We start from the raw sequence: 20,344 nt of genomic DNA on the forward strand, positions 1-20,344 counted from the left end.
GATATTTATAAAAAATGCTGCTGCAGATAAATTGCAGCAGCATTGAGAAGGGATTTTTATGTTGAACTAGAATTATACACTAAAACCACTGGTGGGATCTAATTTACTTTAAATTCATCCCTTAAAATTTCCAAATACTGTGTACCGTAACTTTGGGCAGGTTCCAGTTGTGTATCAAAGTTCCAATTGTTAAAAGCATCTACCGTAATTATTCTCTTCGAAGATGTAGCTTTCTTGGCTACGTCACAGAAAGTTCTAAAAGTTTCTTCATCTTTGGGAAAAACATAATTACCGCTATTGGGGTTCCAAATCCTAGGATCGTAGGATGGTGAAACTTGTGGCACATATTCCAAACCAACTCTTTCGAATTCTTCCTTTGCAAAAGTTAATGCCTGATCTGTGTATTGTTCAAATAGTTCAAACCTGTCGTAAAAAGCTCTTGTCACTACCATATAAGTAGCGTGGCTAACAGCATCTACCGCATTCTCAAATCTGAAATCCCATCTTAGGGGAGGTGTCCAAGCTGGTTGAATTCCTATTATGTACAACTCTATCCCAAGACTATTGACAGCAGCTCTCATATTGTTGTATAAAGTTACGCTGTCATCAGATGTTAAATCGTTGGCTTGAGATATGTATACGATAGCCTTACCGTCGTCAGTTTTCATGTAATTGGATTGCTGAAAGAAATAACTCATAGCAGTGAAATCATCGATAAACTGTTGGACCAAACCTGCACTTTCGATGGAAGTATTGTTGTTTAGACCCATTGCCTGAAAATTATAATTTAGAGCGAAATTAACTTCTCCTGCATTTGGAGCAGTTTGCAGTGTTTCCACATATAAACTATCAGAGGAATAATTAGCAGGATTTACTCCCGATCTCATTCCAAAAATAAAGAAATCAATTCCTCCTTGTTTTGCCATCTCGATATGCTCTTGATAAGCTACAGGGTCTCCATTACTGGCATCATATTGTCCAAGTACGGGCTGTTCGGTAATATCGGGATCCCAAGTAAATCTATTATAGTTTGCACCCACGATATAGTCCTCGGTTACAGGTACGCTTTCCACCTCGTAGTTAAGAAAATTATCTTCTGCCGTAGGTGTGTCGGTATTGTCGCAAGACAGGGCGAGCATAACAATACCCACAAATAGTATTATGTTATTTATTTTTTTCATGTTATATCATTTACAGTTTTACAAATGCTTTACCATCATTTACAAGTTGCTGTTTAGCTTGGATTTCTTGAGGAGTACCAGTTGTAAGATCTACTTCTATAAGTCCATTTGAAAGTAAATCATCAACGGACGGGCCATAGTATTCGGAAATATAATCTGAATTAAAACTTGCATCCGCATTGTTCCAATTTATACCTTCTTCTGTGCTGTTCATCTTAAGTTTGGTTACAAGATTGTCTTCACCACCCAACTTGTTCACTCCATCTTGATATCCATTAGGGTTTTCAACAATTTCGGATAATGGAAAGGCCATACGTTCAGGGAAATCCAGAAAATCTACGCCAAGCCTATCTGCAGGATTAAGGAAAGGAGCCCAGTCTATTTCTCTAGTTCTTTTCTGAAGACACCATCCGTCGTGACCTTGGAAAAACATCGCAATCCACCTTTGGGTTATTATCCTTTCTAGATTTGTTGTTATACCTGTAGTTACTATGCCATTGTAGTTTCGCTGTCCGGTTGAAGTAGTTCCCCATGCAATACCGTCTTGCGTTAAATAATCATCTACTCCCGAAACATTATATCTTGCAAAAGAGGCCTTAATAGCATTAATATAATAATTTTCGGCACTGTTGGAGGTATTAAATCCTTTTAGAGCTAATTCTGAAAGCATAAACATAGTTTCTTCGGATGAAATTATAGTGAAACTGGCGTCTGCTTTCATGAATTCATTATTGTAATTGGAATAATTTTCAAATACATAATCCCTTATAGGGTTATCTGCTTCGTTTAGGCCCCACGCATCCAAAGTACGGTTTGCATTGGTACCAAGAGGTTCTCCCAAATAGGGTACTGCATATTCCACTGCAATTTTAGTAGAGCTTCCTCCGCCTTCTTCCAACGAATCAACAAATCTTACCTTTTCTTCCGCTTCTGCAGCAAACGCTGTGATTCGTGGATCGTTATAAGTATTTAGGTAAAGGTATAAGTCGTCGTTTATCTTAGGAATATGGTTTTCATTTTGTATGATTGTCTGCTGATTGTAAAAAGTACTCCAGTTTTGTTGATCATCCCCCCAAGATAACATGGCGTTTTCGGATGGATTCATAATTAATAAGGACTCGTTTGCAATTACCTCATTAATGTGCTGGGATGCCAAGGCAGGAAAAGCATCTACAATTCTCAATGCTATTTTAAGGCGCAGCGTATTTGCAAATTTTTTCCATTTTGTCATATCACCCCCATAAAGAACATCTTGATTATTGATGAAGGTGTCTCCTGATGGATCTATTGATGCACTGGCTTCTTTTAATCTATCCAAAATAATTGTGTAAGCCTCTTCTTCGGTATCGTATAATACATCGGGTAGATTATCGATACTTAAGGCTTGGCTAATGGGTACTGGCCCCCAAGTTGAAATAATAATAGAGTAATTATAGCTCGCCCAAATTTTTGCAACTTCGACCCTGTTGGAATAGTTTGGGTCTTCTCCATAGATTTCCATTATGGATTCGCATGGTTTTATGGCATCTACATATAGATCCCGCCAGTAATTGTTAACGAATTGTTCAAAGATACCAAAAGAATGGAATTCGTTCCCTTGCAACCCTCCTGCATACCTTGCATAGGATAGAAACATCCATAAGTTCATTTCCCCCCCAACCAAATCTAAACTGGTTTTCATTGCTCCCGTCATCAAGGCATTGGGCGTAGCAGTAGAAAACTGGTTCGGATTTGTGTTAATGTCTTCAAAATCTCTTGTACAACTTATCATTCCTAAAAATAATAGCGCCAATAAAATGATATTATTTGATAATTTATTCATATTAGTTGTTTTTTAGAATGAAAGATTAATGTTTACTCCCATTGATCTCGATGGAAGGAAAGAACCAAATTCAATTCCTTGTCCGTTTCCAGAGGTCGAATTTGCTTCTGGGTCTAGCCCTTTCGGAGTATTTTGGTGGATTATCCAAAGATTCCTTCCTACAAATGAAATTTTTGCGTTGGTAAATGGTGTGTTCTTTAGAATGGATTGGGGAAATTGATATCCCATGGTAACTTCCCTTAGCTTAATATAAGAGGCATCAAAAATGCTACGGTTGTTATAAAACCAAGCATTGAAATAGTAAGTATCTGGACTTAAATAGATATTATTTTGTTCTCCCGAAGAAACCCATCCGAATTCGCCATCACCATCTGGATCACCCCATTCGGCAATAACACCTGGAGCAATAGCTCCTTGAACTCGATCTCCTCGATTGTAATCATTTCCATTTAAGCCTTGTCCAGCTCTTTCATTTTCCGATTCCCCATAAATTCTAGCAGATTGAATAAATTCCTCCCTGCCAGGAAGTGTGGAAGCGTGGGTACCAAATTGATTTTGTCTGGCATAAGAAGCGGAGTAAAGTTCGCCGCCTTTTTTCATTTCTATCAAAAAGTTGAGGCTAATTCCTTTGTAGCTAAAGGAGTTATTGATACTTCCTAACCAATCTGGTTGGAAGTTTCCTAGGATTTGATCAGCTTCCCAAACTGGTAGACCACTAAAAGGGTTAATTAATGCCTGTCCACTTTCTTCATCATATACTGGAGCCACACCACGAATATTTCCATAAGGCTCATTTTCCTCAGCAACTACCAGTAAATTTCCTCCCCATTGGTTCAAAGTGATGCGGGGTACTTGTGGATCAATTTCTTTAACAAACGATTCATTTGTAGACCAGTTTAAATCCATACTCCAACTAAACGGACCGTCCAATATTTTTGCATTTGCAAACACTTCCCAACCTTCATTAGTAATCTCTCCCGCATTAAGTACTGAAGTGGTATATCCCGTAACAGGGGTAACTGGACCAGATAAAATTTGATCGAATGAGTTTGTTTTGTAATAGGTAACGTTAGCACTAAACCTGTTCTTAAAAAATTTAGTTTCCAGCCCCATTTCAAAAGATCTAGTAGTCTCGTTTTTAAGATCCGTCTTATTTTTTTGATTTAGGGGGCTTACCCATGCAATATTTTGGTAATTTCCACCGTAAGCGTATGTATCATAAACCTGATAGGGTGCTGCGCTATTACCTACTTCTGCTATTGAAGCTCTTAACTTACCAAATGAAAATATGTTATTTTTCTTGATAAACTCTGAAAATATGAGAGAGCCTCCAAACGAACCATACAAATAGCTATTATCTTCGAGAGAAAGAGTGGAAGACCATTCATTTCTTGCAGTAGCGTCTAAATAGATAAAGCTTTTATAACCAACGTTCAATGATCCAAATACCGAATTAAGCACTCTTTCGGAATCTGCTTCATTAGCTAGATAGTCGCCTGCACTGTTTGATAAACTGTAAACATCTGGAAACAGAAGCTCGTTTACCGTAGCAGTTCTTCTGGAATAATTGAATTTCCATTGATTTGCCCCTAAAACAGAAACTAATGAGAAGTTATTAATGTTTTTTCGATAGGTAGTTATTCCCTCGAAATTCCAGTTAGTAATATTTTGGTTGAATGTAAAGTAACTACCATCCCTGTCATAAGTCGCGCCAGGAGCCTCATACCTGAAGCCTTCCGTTAGCCTTAAATCGCCATTGACCTTTGCGGTGATATCCCAGCCTTTTAAAATTTCATAATTTACTTGAAACTTTGATATAATCCTGTCCGTTTTATCTTCGTTTAAATTTTCATAAATATTCCAATACGGGTTAGACAACCATCCACTACCCGCACGAAGTCTGGTGGCTTGGCCGTTTTCGTCTTTCCATGGGGTTAAGTTCCCCCTGTACATACTGGGATGCATTTGAATAAAGTTTTGAGCAGGATTTCTAAAACTACCATTTTCAACTACCCTGTTGGTAATGTTATCGTTTGTGTAATACATAGATCCATCTACCGATAGTTTATCAGTCAATTTTGCGGTGGCCCTTAGCGATAAGTTGTGCCTGTTGATTTGATCTTGTCTATCCATAACCCATTCACCACCAGTATGTGTATAACCAATACGTACTGTAGCCTTGTCTGTAGCCTTATCAAGTTGTACACCACTTATAATTGTGGTTCCAGTTTTAAAAAGCTCTTTCACATTGTTAGGCCTTGGTGAGTATGGCCCTATGGTATTATTGTAGTCGAAAACATTATATCCCAGCAGCGGCCCTCCGAATGCGTTGATATGTGAATTAACTTCAGCATAAGTTTCGCCATCTACTTCAGTTAAATGATTTGGAGTACTTGCAACAGAACCTTGGGCACCAGAACCGTAAACATATTGGTAATCGGGATATTGATTTACTTCTTGAATCATAGTGTTTGAAGTAAGGGTGACCCCCCAACCTTTTTTCTTTTTACCCTTTTTAGTGGTTATAAGTATTACCCCATTGGAAGCTCTTGATCCATACAGGGCAGATGCACTGGCACCTTTGAGGACTTCAATATTCTCGATATCATCTGGATTTAGATTAGAAACAGGATCCCCGTAATCCACAGGTGCATAATCTCCTCCTCCCCAAGAGCCTGATTGAGCGTCTCCCACAGTTTGATCTAGTGGCACTCCATCCAAAACATATAGAGGCTGGTTGTTCCCGCTTAATGAAGTAATACCTCGAATTACAACTCTATTAGAGCCACTCGCAGTTTGGGAATTGGTTACTTGTACACCAGCGGCTTTTCCAGACAGCGCGGAAACAAAATTCGAGCTTCGCGCTTCCTGTAGTCCTTCCACCGCAATAGATTGCTGAGCGTTTACAACGGATTTGGCTTCTCTTTTAATTCCCATTGCCGTTATCACAACTTCTTCCAATTGCTCTGTAGACTCTTTTAAAACTACATCAATCGTTGTAGTAGTTGCTACTTTAATGGTTTTTGGTTCAAATCCTATGTATCGAAAATTAAGGGAAGCTCCACGAGAGGCTTCAATAGTATAGTTACCATTGAAGTCGGTCATGGTGCCCGTATTGGTGTTTTCTACTATTACAGTTACACCAGGTAAAGGATTCCCTTCTATATCTGATACGTTACCGGAAATACTTTGATTTTGTGCCCACGTTAGGGAGGACATTAAAATCAAAATGAAATTTAAAATGATTGTTCTTTTCATATGTCAGTTAGTTTTTCATAGATTGAATTAAAAAGTTAAAGGTTGTTTAATTTTTATAATACATAATAGGGAATAGTAAAAATCATAATAGAATTTTTATTACACGTGTGATAAATTAAAGTACACGTGTAATACAAAACTACTTAATTTATTTTATTTTACAAATATTTCTATTATTATTTTAATAATTTCTTAAATAGATGTTTTTGTTACAGGAAATCCTCAAATATAGCCAATTCTATTTTCTAAAAAATTAGTTGCAATTAATTATGAATCCATAAAAGAAATCTTTTTTAAAAAACATTCCTATTTTTTATCACACGTGTAATAAAAGAATTATTTTTGTGTTTTCATATTAATTCTCATTATAAATGGATAAGATTATAGCATTTGGAGAAATTTTGTTAAGGTTGTCAACTCAAGACAATTCTCGCTTTGTGCAGGCAAGATCATTTGCAGCAAACTATGGGGGAAGTGAATTCAACGTGATTATGTCATTAGCAGATTTCGGTAAAAAAACAGCATTTATTTCAAAGCTTCCTAAGAATGTTTTTGGAAATCAAATCTTGGAAGAAATGCGAAAGAAAGCCATTGAGACTAATGATATTATTAGAAGTAACGGAAGATTGGGACTATATTTTATGGAAAAGGGCAATGCCGTTAGATCCAGTTGCGTGTTGTATGATAGGGAAAACTCTTTATTTGCTAACATTTCTTCGGCAGAGTTTGACTGGGATAGAATTTTAGACGCCGCTAAGTGGTTTCATTGGAGCGGTATTACCCCGGCGGTTTCTCAAGAGGCAGCTAATGTTTGCAAAGAAGCGTTAGCAGTTGCAAAGTCTAAAAATATTACTGTATCATGTGATTTAAATTATAGGTCTAAATTGTGGAACTATGGAAAGCAACCACAAGACATTATGCCTGAACTTCTTCGCTATACAGATGTAATATTAGGTGACTTGGATACTGCATGTATGATGACAGGAATGGAAAAATTAAATCCAGACTATTCGAATCTTGAAAGTATAGCTTTTGCCTATGATCACTTCCTTGAAAACTTTCCTAATGTTTCTTATATGGGGACTACTTTAAGGTATTCCTTGAGCGCATCCCATCAGAAAATTGGAGGAATTCTTTACGATAAAAACCATTGTTATTCTTCAAGACTTTGGGATATATTACCAGTTGTAGATAGAGTTGGCACCGGAGATGCCTTTATGGCCGGGTTAATCCATGGATTGCTAGAACCTGAAGCATCATCGCAATACGCAGTAGACTTTGCAACTGCCGCTTGCAGCTTTAAGCATACTGTAAATGGTGACTATGGAATTGCATCAGTAGAAGAAATTGAAAAAATGATTACTCAAAAGGGCCAAGCATTGGTTGATAGATAGATAGTATGATAACAAGAATACAAATTTCAGAAAAAGTTAAGGAAATAGGATTTATACCTTTATTTTACAACGATGATGTACAGGTTTGTAAAAGAATTATACACGCCTGCTACGAAGGTGGGGCCACTGTTATTGAATTTACAGCACGCGGCTATGCGTCATTGGAGGTGTTCAAATCATTACTTGAATATAGCGAAACTGAGCTTCCTAGATTACTATTAGGAGTTGGCTCCGTGACCGATGCTGGAGCAGCTTCCCTATATATGCAGATGGGAGCTAAGTTCATTGTAACTCCCGTTTTAAGGGAAGACATAGCTAAAGTTTGCAATAGACGGAAAGTTCTGTGGATGCCTGGATGTGCCACCTTAACGGAGATAGCCCAAGCTGAGGAATTGGGCTGTGAAATAATTAAATTATTTCCAGGAGCTTTATATGGGCCGGAATTTGTTAAAGCAATTAAAGGACCGCAACCTTGGACACGGATAATGCCTACCGGAGGGGTGGGGTTGGAAGAAAATAGTTTGAAAGGATGGTTCGGAGCTGGAGTGGATTGCGTAGGGCTTGGGTCGAATCTTATTGGAAATTCATTTACTGGTGAAAGTGATTTTATTAGCTTAAAGAAGCGGGTAACAGAGGTTAAAGATAAGATTTTGAAAATTAGACGGGACAGAGGTTTGTTGTAAAAGTGTTTATAACTGGAGGTTTTTAGGGGAACCTTTGCTAAGAATGGATTCCCCAGTACATTTAAAAGCTCCTGACATTTTATTTAAACATTTTGGTTGTAGGATCCTATGTGTTGTAACATTCCCTTGCCCGCTATTAAATTCAGATAATGGCAATAAGACTTTCGATAGCTATCACCATCATGAATAGGTTGAAGATTAATGTGGCTATTAATGCGATATTGAGACCTAGTTTTGCCCTGTAATCTCCCATTACACTTTTTTTATTGATTAAAATCAATAGAAATAGTGTAATCAAGGGCATGATAAAGGGACTGAAAGCCTGTGAGGCTATTAATATCCAAACAGGTTTACCACCCATGATAGGGACAATTAAACAGGTGAGTGCCACTATTACTACCAGAAGCTTATATAGTGGTTTTTTCATATTTCTATCCTCTTTCTTATAATCTGAAATGATCCATGGAGTTAATAATAGATTAGGAAAAATTGAAGATAGGCCCGCACCCAATATTCCCAATGTAAATAAGGTCAAGGCGAATTCACCCGCCCAAGGTCCTAATGCATGCATTAAGTCGATGGGACTATCCACTTTTATATCCTGAAAGTACAAGGTTCCCGTAGCACTTATCATAATAGCCAGACTTATAAGAAAAGTCATTACCATAGAGTAAATGGCATCTTTACGTTCTGTTTTTAGATCTGCTATTTTCCAGTTTTGTTCCTGGACAAGTATGCTCCGAGATATAAGGCATATACCTGCCATGGTAGTTCCCACCATACCGGCAATTACCAATCCAGTATTTCCTGCTTCCGGTAATTCAGGGAAGTAGGCTTTTAAGGGAAATTCCGATTCCTTTAAAACAATGATACTGGTAATAATAAAAGACAAGGCCATAAAACCTACTAGGAAAGCCATTATATTTAAGAAATATTGGTGTTTTCCTAGCCAAAAAAGGGTTATTAATAAAGCTATAAAAAGTAGGCTAATGTAAATTTGATTTAAAAAGTCTATATTAGTATTTACCCTAATCCATTCTACAACCACCTCTGCAACCACTCCCATAATACCAATGCAAGAGGACACGATAGATATAATAAGTGCAAGTATTATAAAAAGGGTTACAGGTTTTCCAAAATGCTTCTTAAAATTGTAAAGTAAGGTTTCTCCAGAAACAATTGTGAGTTTACTGATGGCCGCTATTAAAAAAAAAGTAAAAAAACAGGATAGAAAAAGCGCCCAAGATAGGGAAAGTCCGAAATTGGCACCTGAAACTACCATGGAAGTGACACTTCCTGTCCCTACTACATATCCAATGATAAAAAATGCAGGGCCAAGGTTTTTGACAATGATGTTTAATTTTTGTGTTAGTAGCATCAAAAAAATAGTTTAGGTTAAACAATCGTAGCTATTCAATTGCAAAAAGATAGCCATTTTTACATAGTGCCAATACTTTATTTCCATATAAAGCGGGAGCGTTTTCCAGCATTTCACCTCCAGTAAACACCCTCCAAAGAATTTTTCCTGTATCCGGCGAAATACCGGTGATAAACATACTGGTCGATGATCCTGTAATTAGTGTTTTATCAGTTATTACGGGAGCAGTAAGTCCCCCAACATTATCTAATTCCCATATCTTATTTGGATTGCCTATGTTTTTACTGTTAAAAGCACGCATGGTTGAAGTGTATGGAAGAGAGATCACTTTTCTTACGGTTGAAGTAAAAATCATATCCCTGTTTGCCGCAACCGAAGCATTTTGTAAGTGCCCCCTTTTTGCATACCATTCCCAGGCAATTTCTCCCTTTTTTACATTCAATGCGGCCACAGCCCCTCCTTTTTTCTGAACATATAGATATCCTTTATATAGAATGGGTGCTGCTGAATCAGGCAATCCCCCATAATCATTTGCACTTGTTTTGGTACGCCATTTAAGCGCTCCCGTCTTTTGATCAAAAGCAAAATAGTATCCGGACCAGGAGCCCACATAGAAATTTTTATCATCCTTTGTAGGAATGCTATAAACCCCGGAAGGAAAACCGTGTGTAAATGGTGTTGTAAGTGGTATTTTCTCTTTTGGGGTGTCTTTTGCAGTATTATATTTCCACATAATATTTCCGTTTTCCGGATTAACAGCAAAAACGAAACCATCGGTATTACCAAAGAAAAGTTTACCGTCCGCATAGGTAGCACTTACCCAAACCCGACCAAATTCTTTGGAGCTCCAAATAGGCTCCCCAGTGTTTTTATTTAATGCGAAATATTCTCCGGGATTCTCATAACCATAATGTTCTGTGTTAGCGCCAAGATAACCGAAAAAAATCCTTTCATCAACAACTGTGGGGGCTAAGGATACTGTACTGTTAGTTTCAAAACGCCATATTTCTTTTCCTGTTTCCACATTTACAGCATTTACGAATCCATCAGGTCCGCCTATATACGCAACACCATCGACAATTGTTGGAGTTCCCAAAAGCCCACCGGCCCAATCTGCCTTGTAGTAGTTTCCACTATCAAAAATACCGTCTACAATGCCGTGTTGCCATAAAGTCTCTAAACTATTGGGAGATACCGCATGCAAGACTAGGTTTTGATCCGCAATAAATACTCCATTATTGTTTCCAACAAGGTCGGCTGTAATTGGATGCTCGCTTATAGGATTCCCTAAGACTATTCTTGGTTTTTTGGTAGAGATATCAATTTTATGTAGCAGGCCATCAAAGCTTGCAGCATATAAATAATTATTTACTGTCACAGGGGCGGCCCTAATCCAATCGGATAGTTTTAGCTTCCAGAGCTGTTTGCCTTCAGGTGAGAAGCAATATAAATTCTTATTACTGGCACCAATGAAAACTTGATCATGGTAAAAGTGGGCCCCGGAATAGAATTGATTTGACTTTTTTTCAATCTCTTCTGCTTGAAAACTCCAGTTAAGATTTCCGTTTTTTACCTTAATTGAAAATAGTTTTCCTGTTGTATTGCCGATTATTAGTTGTTCATTCCCTATTGATGGTGTTCCTACCAATTCCGTATCGAGGTCTATATTCCATACTATTTCTCCAGTAGATAGACTAAAGCTATAAACTTCTCCGTTGCGCAGTGCGACCAAAACCATTTCATTATGGACTTTTGGCTGGTTGGTGATATAATTTTGAAAATTATGTGTCCAAATATCCTTTCCTTCGTCGGTACTTGCTACGACAAGGGTTTTACCTAACCTGGTATAAGCAAACTTTAGTTCTTCTTTATTTTCCTTACTTGGTTGGCCAGTACTTTTGTCAACCACATGAATGGACTCTTCGTCAAAAGCGTTTCGAATAATTACGTTCTTTTGGGTGACCACAGGTGTCCATCTGGAACCATGATCAGTATAAAAATCAATTCCCATTTGTCTTGATCTCCATAGAACTTTTCCAGTTTTCTGATCTAAACAAAAACCATTCACATCAATTCCAGGGCTGGAAATAAAAAGTCTTCCATTTTCCAAGACTGGAGTAGCTGTTGAGTGATAGCCTTTAGGGAATTTCCATGCTATTTTACCTTTTGTGGGACCGGGATCTGGAGAATATCCGGTCTGTCGGTTTTCAGTGCCCAAATAATAAGGCCAATTGGTTTTGGATAATTTTTTAGTACGGACAGCATTGGAATTAATTTGTTCTATCTTTTTTCCAATAAAGTATAGGCTGTCCAAAGCCAAAAAACCTTTATCTATGTTTTCATAGTTTTTTTTAGCATCCGAGAAATCGGTTATCAAATTTTCAGAAAGCGTATCCATATTTGTAAGGTCGTACCCCTGTCTCCATAACAGTCGCCAATAACGGAAAAGGGCAGCCCGTCTACCTTTGAAGTTTATACTGTCAGTTGGGGCTTCCTTGATTTCCTGTCGGATTTTATCAATATCGGTAAGTCCCGTATCTTTTTGTAATTGAGAGTAACATGTAAGGGAAATAAGAAGGCAAATGTTAAGTACAAAGAGTTTCATGTTATATGGTAATTTAAATACTAATTAAAAGAAAAGTATGGGAAAGATGAAGAGGCTTTCCCAATACTAATCAAGCTAACTACTAACTATGGAGTTAATGTATCGAAAAAGGTGTAATACCCATCTTTGGCCATCTGCGAAGCCAAAAAACACAATTCGACCATGTGATAATCTCCCCACATGCTCGATTCGTCGGTGGGAACCTTTTGTCCTTTTTGTACATGATCCCATCCATTGGGCCAATGATAAACGGAATGCTTTAAAATTCCTTGGTGATCCTTGTCGGTGGCAAGATAATCGTCCTGCAAAAGAGTCTGCAGAACGCTAAGGCCTGCTTGAATGTATTTATTGGATGCATTTTTGTCCTTATTTTCCAAAAGCTTACCCAAACGCAGAAGACCTTGGGCTCCAATTGCAGCTGCCGAACTATCAATAGGTTCAAATTCATTATAAATATCAGCCTTTCGTTGCGTATAGTCACCGAGCTTATGAAGGGTCGGTGCACCTGTATCCCAATAGGGAATACCATCTTTTGACGTATGTGATATATAAAAATCGCATGTTGCCTTAGCTGCCTTTATTAGATTATTTTTAATAGATTCAATTTCTTCTATTTCTATATTTTCGTGTTCCAAATACTCTAGAAATTCTGGAAACCCAACCATGGCCCATGAAAGTCCACGAGTCCATGTAGTAAATCCTGAAAATCCCTGTTGGGAGTTCGGACACCTAAAGTTACCATCATTTATGTTGAAAATTGCTTCATGGGAAACTCTACCCCGAATATCATATTGATCCCGACCTTCCCCGTAGTATACTGAGTATTTGGCTGAAGTTAGAGCATGGGTTATCGCCCTATCCAATAAATTGATTTCCTTATCGTTCTCATCTAGCATTTTGTGACCTAGTTTATGTGCGGCCAACAAAATTCGGGCTGTTCTGATAGTATCTATGAACAAAGAGTGTGGTCCATTGAAAGAGTACATATAACCGCCATCTTTTATTTGGGTCCATCTTTTTGATTGAACGGATCCTGAAGCTTGAATGGCAAGTTTATAAAAATTTCTTTCCCCTTCCGAAGATTCGAAAAGCTCGGCGTTCGACATTCTTAATAAATTTCCATAGGTACTAAGGTTATTGAAACCGTGGTCGTGGACTCCAAAATGCGTTATATGGTGGGCCATATTATTCACGGTATTTCTCTTCCCGAGTTCAAACATTTCTTCATCCTTGGTAGCATTGGCTACAAGAAGCGGAATTCCATATTGAAAACCTTGGGTCCACTCGGTCCATCCTCGAGAGGTGTATTTCCCTTCTACGGTAAATACAGGAGCGCCCTTGGTTTTGTCGTAGTTACTTTCCACTAATAATGCTTTACTTTTTGCTAGTACCCAAAATTCATCTAATTGCTTATTTAAATTGCTTATTGTTAAGGTTGTATTGATATCCATTATTTTTCTGAGGGTTTAAAAATTATTGAAAAAAGTCAGTGTCATCCATGTTCGTTGGTCCAGAATCTATACTGTGTTTGGGGGCTGCTTTGATAAGGATAGATTAAGAATGGTTGGAAATATTAACAGCTAATACATCAAAGTCAATTGCTGAACCGTATGTCGTACGGTTGGGATCCATAATTGCTGATTTGGCCATGGCATACGCCATGGGTTTAACCTGACTTAGCGTACTTAAAAGTCCGGAAATTTCGTTTTCATTCTTGATATAATGGATGAGTTTCATTTCTTGTGCTTGAACGGCATCAACCCGTTCAGATAATAGAATAAGTTTTTTTGCATGGACTTCACCAATCAGACGCGTAGCCCTAGCCATACCTCCCCAGCCAGGAAGCCATCCGTTTGAAACTTCGGGAAAAGCAAATATAGCGGTAGATGAGGCTATGCGAAAATCGCAAGCAAGGGCGAGCTCTAGACCTCCACCCATCGCATAACCATTAATGAAAGCAACGGTTGGTTTCTTCAAACATTCCAATGAATTATTGATTTTATTACCAAGTTCAATCCATTCAGTTATTTCTTTGTCCTTCAATTTTTCAAATTCCTTAATATTGGCTCCTGAACAAAATGCCCTATCCCCAGCGCCCTTTATTAGGACTACTTTGATTTTATCTTCCTGCTGAGCCTGCTGTAAAGCGTTTTCTAAAGCATACAACATTTCAAATCCCAAACAATTTAACTTTTCGGGATAGTTAAGAACGATGCTGAAAACACCATCGGACAGAGAAGTTAGAACTTTTTGACTCATTTTTATTGAAATTTATCTTTTAATTTTAATTTATCGGATAGGAAAATCTTTTTGGAATATGACTTTAATTCCTCACTGATTATAGGCGTGAAGTCCATCATATTCAATATATCTTTTTCCAAGTCCACGCCAGGAGCTATTTCAATCAATTCAAGTCCTTTGGGAGTAAGTCTAAATAGGGCCCTTTCAGTGGTATATAGAACTTCCTGTCCTTTTTCAATCGCATAATCTCCAGAAAATGTAACCTGTTCAACCTTATCAATGAACTTGTTGAATTTGCCGGGGTTGGTTATTTTGATTCCTTCTGAAGTTATTTCCTGTTCCGATTTAACGGCAAAAGAGCCGCAGAACACCACTTTTTTTGCATTTTGTGAAATATCAATAAAACCACCACAACCCGTTAGTACATTACCGAACCTACTTGAATTAACATTGCCCTTTTTATCTATTTGGGCAAATCCCAGATATGCTATATCCAATCCGCCACCTTGAAAAAAATCGAATTGATAGCCGTCATCTACAATAGAGGACGGGTTAAACATTGCTCCGAAATTCAATCCAGTAGTTGGAATACCGCCTGTAGCCCCTTGTTCTATCATGAAAGTAAGTTGATCCGTAATTTCTTCTTCCCTTGCAACTATGGGAACTCCGTCAGACATTCCATACCCTAGATTAACAAATGCACCTTTATATAGTTCAAGTGCCGCCCTGCGGCTAACTATACGTTTTAACCCTTGAAGGTTTAGTTCTTCAGTTACATATGATGCATCTCTTTTTACTAAAGCAGGTTCGAAATTGGAAATAAAAGTCATTTCCTGATTTTCATCCTGTACCACATAATCTATTAAAACTCCAGGTACTTTAACCCTCTCTGGGTCCACGTGGTTATTATTTATATTTTTAACTTGGGCAATAACAATTCCTCCATTGGTTTTTGCAGCTTGAGCAATGGAAAGCATGGCAAAAAAGCCAACTTCTTCCTCCATGGTCAGGTTGCCCTCCCGATCTATCGAAGTACCCCTGATAATAGCTACATTTGCCTTAAACGATCGATAAAAAAGATATTCTTCATTATCCAATATTATCTTGGAAACCAAATTATCTTCGGTAATGCTGTTTATTTTTCCGCCTTCCAATTCAGGATCCACAAAAGTTTTTAGTCCTACTTTAGTTACGATTCCCGGTTTTCCGGAAGCACTTGCTCTCATCAGATGACTAAGTACCCCCTGAGGAAAGTTATACCCTTTTATACAATGATTTTTTGCGAGTTCCGACATTTTTGGGGCATTGCCCCAGAAACCTCCAATGTTGGTGTCTATTAACCCCTCGAGGGCAACGTGGTTGAGCCCCCTAGTATCATTATCGCCAATGCCGCAGGGGTGAATGGAGGTCAATCCTCTGGGAGCATTTTCATCTTGGAAGCGTTTTCCCAATGCGGCCATTACTTTATCCGGTACGGCATGTCCTGCTCCGGCACCGCCAAAAATAACAGTGTCATGATCTTTAATATGGCTAACGGCTTCTTCTGCACTTACAATTTTAAAATTTTTTTCTTTCACGTGTACTTTTTTAGGGTGATTGATTTATCTAATAAAAATGGGCTATCCTTTAACCCAGTTGCCAGGTTTTGCACCCATTTTGATTAAAACAGACTTTGTCTCCATATATTCATCAATACTGTGCGGTCCCAGCTCCCTACCTAAGCCACTTTGCTTCATTCCGCCAAACGGAATTTCAGGATAGCCTGACATCCAATTGTTGACCCAAACTGTTCCTGCTTCAATCTTTCGTGTCATTAACATTGCCGTATCCAAATCTTTAGTCCATACCCCGGCTGATAAACCGTAAGGGGTGTTATTCGCTATTTCAATAGCTTCTTCGGCAGTTTTAAAAGTCAAGATTGACAGAACAGGACCGAATATCTCTTCTTTGGCTATATCCATGTGGGGTTGAACCTTTGTAAAAATGGTAGGACTTATATAAAACCCGTTATCATCTATACCGCTATCCTTTCCAAGCTTTAATTCAGCGCCTTGCGCAATACCGGAATTAATACAGTTAATGATCTTATCATATTGGTTTTTATTTATGATAGCGCCTATCTTTACACTAGGATCAAGGGGATCACCTACTTTAACATCTTTCGAATGTTCGATGACGCGATTTTCGATTTCTTCGGCTATATCTTCGTGGACAATAATCCTTGATCCTGAATTGCAGCATTCTCCCATATTGAAATAAACCCCAAATACAATAGCATCAATGAGCGCATCGATGTCGGCATCCGGGAAAATTATTTGTGGGTTTTTTCCGCCAAGCTCTAATTCAACTTTTTTTAAGTTTACCGAAGCAGACTTAACGATTTGTTTGCCAACTTCAGTGCTACCGGTAAAGGAAATCATATCAACATCCAGACTTTCCGTAAGTGTGACCCCAACAGGGTCTCCATATCCAGCCACAATATTAACAACTCCATTCGGGAGGCCTGCCTCTTTTAAGATTTCTCCAAGAAGAAGGGTAGTGCCGGGCGTCATTTCCGATGGCTTGATGACTGCCGTGCAACCGGCTGCCAGTGCGATGGGTAATTTCTGGGATATTATAAGGAGGGGGAAGTTCCATGGGGTAATCATACCAACCACACCTATGGGGACCTTTTGCATCATGGCAGTCATATCGCTACCGACATTAGTGTTAACATCTCCAGCAATATGTCTAGCTAAGGTCGCAGCATAATCCCAAATACCGGCGGCCCACTCCATTTCATCCAAAGCCTGACTTATGGGCTTTCCGCTCTCCAAAGTTTCAATCAATGCCAGTTCTTTTTTTCTTGCTCGAATAATCCCCGCTGCTTTACGAATTATAATTTCCCTGTCTGCACCGGTAAGGGATGACCATTTCTCACTTTTAAATGCCACCTTGGCTGCGGTAATTGCTTCTTCGGTATCTTCTTTTGTACTTAACGGATATTTTCCTACGGTAACCCCATGTCCAGGACTTTCCCTTTCAAAAGTTTTGTTGCTGATAGAAGTCTTGTACGTACCATTTATAAAATTTTGGTATTGGTGCGGTTTATCGGGTAAACTAAACTGGTTCATATTCTTTCAATTAATAAATTTTGTTCTGAATTTTGGACATTAGGAGTTTTAATTTTTTGCAATCCTAGAAATCAAATGTATAAAAATTTTATTACACGTGTAATATATTAAGTATCTTTTTTACTTTTTAAAGATCAACTGCTCTGTATTATGTTGATTTACAATTATATTAATTTTATTTTTTTAGTTAAAATTATTTAGCTAAAATAGTTTTTTTTGAAAATAATTAATTTTAATGTAATATTGCATCACACGTGTAAGTAATTGTATTTAAGTGATAGTATGAGCTTTAATTTTATTTTGTCTAGGAAAGTGAAATCCCGATTGTGTTTAATAGGATTTTTATCAATTTTTAATCTCAATGCGCAGGATAAGCTTACTGATTTAGTAGATGTTTTTATAGGAACCGGCGGTCACGGTCATACCTTTCCACATGCTATGGTTCCCTTTGGTGCCGTTAGTGCTGGACCGGATTGGGCTACCTTAGGTTGGGATGCCGCGGGAGGTTACCACTACGATGCGACAAACATAAAAGGTTTCAGTCAAGTGCACTTGAGTGGCACTGGGCTTACCGAACTTGGCGACTTATTGCTTGTTCCAACAATTGGTAAAATTAAGATTGCCCCTGGCAGCTATGAAAATCCAGACGAGGGATATCGCTCCCGTATTTCACACGAAGACGAGAATGCACGGCCAGGTTATTACCAAGTACGACTGTTGGACTACAATATCAATGCTGAAATGACTGCATCCACCCGTGTGGGCTTTCATAAGTACACTTTTCCTAAAAGTGAAGATGCCCATATTATACTGGATTTGACTCATCATATAAATGGAAAACCAGGTTCGGTAAAGCATTCTTACATCAAAATTCAAGATAAACAAACGGTTTTAGGGTATCGCTATACAAGTGGTGTATGGGCTCCAAATCGTCAGCTGTATTTTGCCATGAAATTCTCTAAGCCATTTGTTTCTAGGTTTATCTGGGATGGAAATAAAGGGGCCTATAATGATAAAAAGAGTAGGTACTGGGATCTTACCGAGCGTGGAAGTGATCAATTAAAAGGCGTTTTCAATTTCAATACAAAGGAAGGTGAGGTGATTTACGTAAAAATCGCGGTTTCTTCGGTTTCCATGAACAATGCACTTGAGAACCTAGAAGGTGAGATACCCCATTGGGATTTCAATAAGGTTGTTAGGCAAGCCGATGAAAAATGGGAAAATGAACTGCAGAAAATTCATGTAAAGGGGACGAATGAAAGGGTGCGGAAATTTTATGCGGCTCTTTATCACAACAACATCCATCCTACAGTTAATCATGATCTCAACGGTGATTACCGGGGGATAGATCAAGAAGTGCATAATACAGAGGACTATACGCATTATACGGTGTTCTCTCTTTGGGATACATTCCGGGCCACCCATCCGTTATTTACACTAATTCATCCGAAACGAACTGATGACATTGTTAAAACGATGATAGACTTTCAAAAGCAGAGTCCAATGCATATGCTTCCGATGTGGAGTATGTATCAGAATGAAAACACCTGTATGATTGGTTTGCATTCGTTTCCTGTTATTGCTGATGCTTTTTTTAAAGGATTGACTACTGTTCCAGAAGATGAAATGTTGGAAGCTATGATTGAGACCTCCAACAACCCTGGAATTGATAGTACGGCTGGAAGAGCTATTTACCCGGCATACTATGGTCAAAAATATTATCTAGATAAGGGATATCATCCCAACGATGTGGTAAGGACGGGGGTTTCTGTTACTTTAGAGCATTCCTACGATGACTGGGCTTTGGCCCTGGCTGCTTCCAAGATGGGTAGGGAGGATGTGAAGGAAACTTATTTGAAACGGTCTCAAAATTACAATAATGTTTGGGATAAGGAAACCAAATTTTTCAGGGCTAAAATGAATAATGGAGAGTTTAAGGAACCTTTTGATCCCCGTGCATATCATCGTGAGGATTTTCATGATAGGGACTATACCGAAGGCAATGCCTGGCAATATTTATGGTTTGTTCCCCATGATATATATGGATTGATGTCTAAATTGGGAGGTAAAAAGGAAATGGAGAAAAAGTTGGATACCTTATTTAACTTGCCCTATTTAGGAGAGTCCTCCGTAGGGGATGTGTCTGGACTTATAGGGGATTACGCTCATGGAAATGAACCCTGTCATCATGTTGCATACTTGTACAATTACACAGGCCAGCCATGGAAAACGCAGGAGAGGGTTCACCAGATCGATCGAGAGTTTTACAAAGATGAACCAAATGGTTATATAGGCAATGAGGATGCAGGTCAAATGTCCGCATGGTATGTTTTTAGCGCTATGGGTTTTTATCCCGTTAATCCCGCTGGAGGAGTTTATATTTTTGGTAGCCCCTTGTTGGAAAATGTGATCCTAAACTTAAGTGATGGAAAAAAATTTGAAATAAGTGCTAAAAACCTATCAGAAGAAAATATTTATATACAATCGGTTAAGTTAAATGGTAAGAGCTATAACAACGTCTGGATTACCCATGACACTATTACAAAAGGGGGAACTCTTGAGTTCATTATGGGACCTGAGCCCAACGGTTGGGGGAAGGACTCGAAAAAAGTGCCATTTGGTAATGGTAAGGTGTAGCCTTACAACTTAAAGCATAATTTGATAGATTC

Annotated in this window: 12 protein-coding genes; 3 read left to right on the forward strand and 9 right to left on the reverse strand. The window is 38.4% G+C overall.

Features of this window, described 5'->3' with window-relative positions; all coding sequences use genetic code 11:
• Positions 1-98 precede the first annotated feature (98 nt).
• Genes HX109_RS13070 through HX109_RS13080 form a run of 3 tightly spaced genes read right to left on the reverse strand, consistent with a single transcriptional unit; the run spans position 99 to position 6,261 of the window.
• Positions 99-1,181 carry a glycoside hydrolase family 99-like domain-containing protein gene (locus HX109_RS13070; protein ID WP_178952687.1) on the reverse strand — a complete coding sequence of 361 codons (1,083 nt, stop codon included), beginning with the start codon at positions 1,179-1,181 and terminating at the stop codon, positions 99-101.
• A gap of 10 nt (positions 1,182-1,191) precedes the next feature.
• On the reverse strand, positions 1,192-3,003 hold the full coding sequence (locus tag HX109_RS13075) for a SusD/RagB family nutrient-binding outer membrane lipoprotein (RefSeq protein ID WP_178952689.1): 1,812 nt from the start codon (positions 3,001-3,003) through the stop codon (positions 1,192-1,194).
• A 12-nt stretch (positions 3,004-3,015) separates the two neighbouring features.
• Positions 3,016-6,261 (reverse strand): SusC/RagA family TonB-linked outer membrane protein, encoded by a 3,246-nt coding sequence (locus tag HX109_RS13080; protein WP_178952691.1) that lies wholly within the window; start codon positions 6,259-6,261, stop codon positions 3,016-3,018.
• A gap of 371 nt (positions 6,262-6,632) precedes the next feature.
• Here HX109_RS13080 and HX109_RS13085 point away from each other — a divergent pair, with 371 nt between their 5' ends.
• Both HX109_RS13085 and HX109_RS13090 read left to right on the forward strand, forming a co-directional pair.
• A complete protein-coding gene (locus tag HX109_RS13085; protein ID WP_178952693.1) occupies positions 6,633-7,655 on the forward strand; it encodes a sugar kinase in 1,023 nt (340 codons plus the stop codon).
• Positions 7,656-7,660: 5 nt separating this feature from the next.
• Positions 7,661-8,338 carry a bifunctional 4-hydroxy-2-oxoglutarate aldolase/2-dehydro-3-deoxy-phosphogluconate aldolase gene (locus HX109_RS13090; RefSeq protein WP_178952695.1) on the forward strand — a complete coding sequence of 226 codons (678 nt, stop codon included), beginning with the start codon at positions 7,661-7,663 and terminating at the stop codon, positions 8,336-8,338.
• Positions 8,339-8,480: 142 nt separating this feature from the next.
• Here HX109_RS13090 and HX109_RS13095 read toward each other — a convergent pair whose 3' ends face one another.
• From HX109_RS13095 to HX109_RS13120, 6 genes are all read right to left on the reverse strand, one after another.
• Positions 8,481-9,716, reverse strand: coding sequence for an NRAMP family divalent metal transporter (locus HX109_RS13095; protein ID WP_178952705.1), 1,236 nt, complete (start codon positions 9,714-9,716; stop codon positions 8,481-8,483).
• A gap of 31 nt (positions 9,717-9,747) precedes the next feature.
• On the reverse strand, positions 9,748-12,321 hold the full coding sequence (locus HX109_RS13100; protein WP_178952707.1) for a PQQ-binding-like beta-propeller repeat protein: 2,574 nt from the start codon (positions 12,319-12,321) through the stop codon (positions 9,748-9,750).
• A gap of 86 nt (positions 12,322-12,407) precedes the next feature.
• Positions 12,408-13,772, reverse strand: a complete 1,365-nt coding sequence (locus HX109_RS13105; RefSeq protein ID WP_178952709.1) for a glycoside hydrolase family 88 protein — start codon at positions 13,770-13,772, stop codon at positions 12,408-12,410.
• Between the two features lie 103 nt (positions 13,773-13,875).
• Positions 13,876-14,580, reverse strand: coding sequence for an enoyl-CoA hydratase/isomerase family protein (locus HX109_RS13110; protein WP_178952711.1), 705 nt, complete (start codon positions 14,578-14,580; stop codon positions 13,876-13,878).
• Between the two features lie 2 nt (positions 14,581-14,582).
• On the reverse strand, positions 14,583-16,139 hold the full coding sequence (locus tag HX109_RS13115; protein WP_178952713.1) for an acyl CoA:acetate/3-ketoacid CoA transferase: 1,557 nt from the start codon (positions 16,137-16,139) through the stop codon (positions 14,583-14,585).
• A 42-nt stretch (positions 16,140-16,181) separates the two neighbouring features.
• Complete coding sequence (locus HX109_RS13120) at positions 16,182-17,675, reverse strand: aldehyde dehydrogenase family protein (RefSeq protein ID WP_178952715.1); 1,494 nt, start codon at positions 17,673-17,675, stop codon at positions 16,182-16,184.
• Between the two features lie 282 nt (positions 17,676-17,957).
• Between HX109_RS13120 and HX109_RS13125 the strand changes: the two genes are divergently transcribed.
• Entirely contained in the window at positions 17,958-20,312 is a 2,355-nt protein-coding gene (locus HX109_RS13125; RefSeq protein ID WP_178952717.1) for a GH92 family glycosyl hydrolase, read from the forward strand.
• The last annotated feature ends 32 nt before the right edge of the window (positions 20,313-20,344 follow it).

Source organism: Galbibacter sp. BG1 (assembly GCF_013391805.1).
Classification (GTDB): domain Bacteria; phylum Bacteroidota; class Bacteroidia; order Flavobacteriales; family Flavobacteriaceae; genus Galbibacter.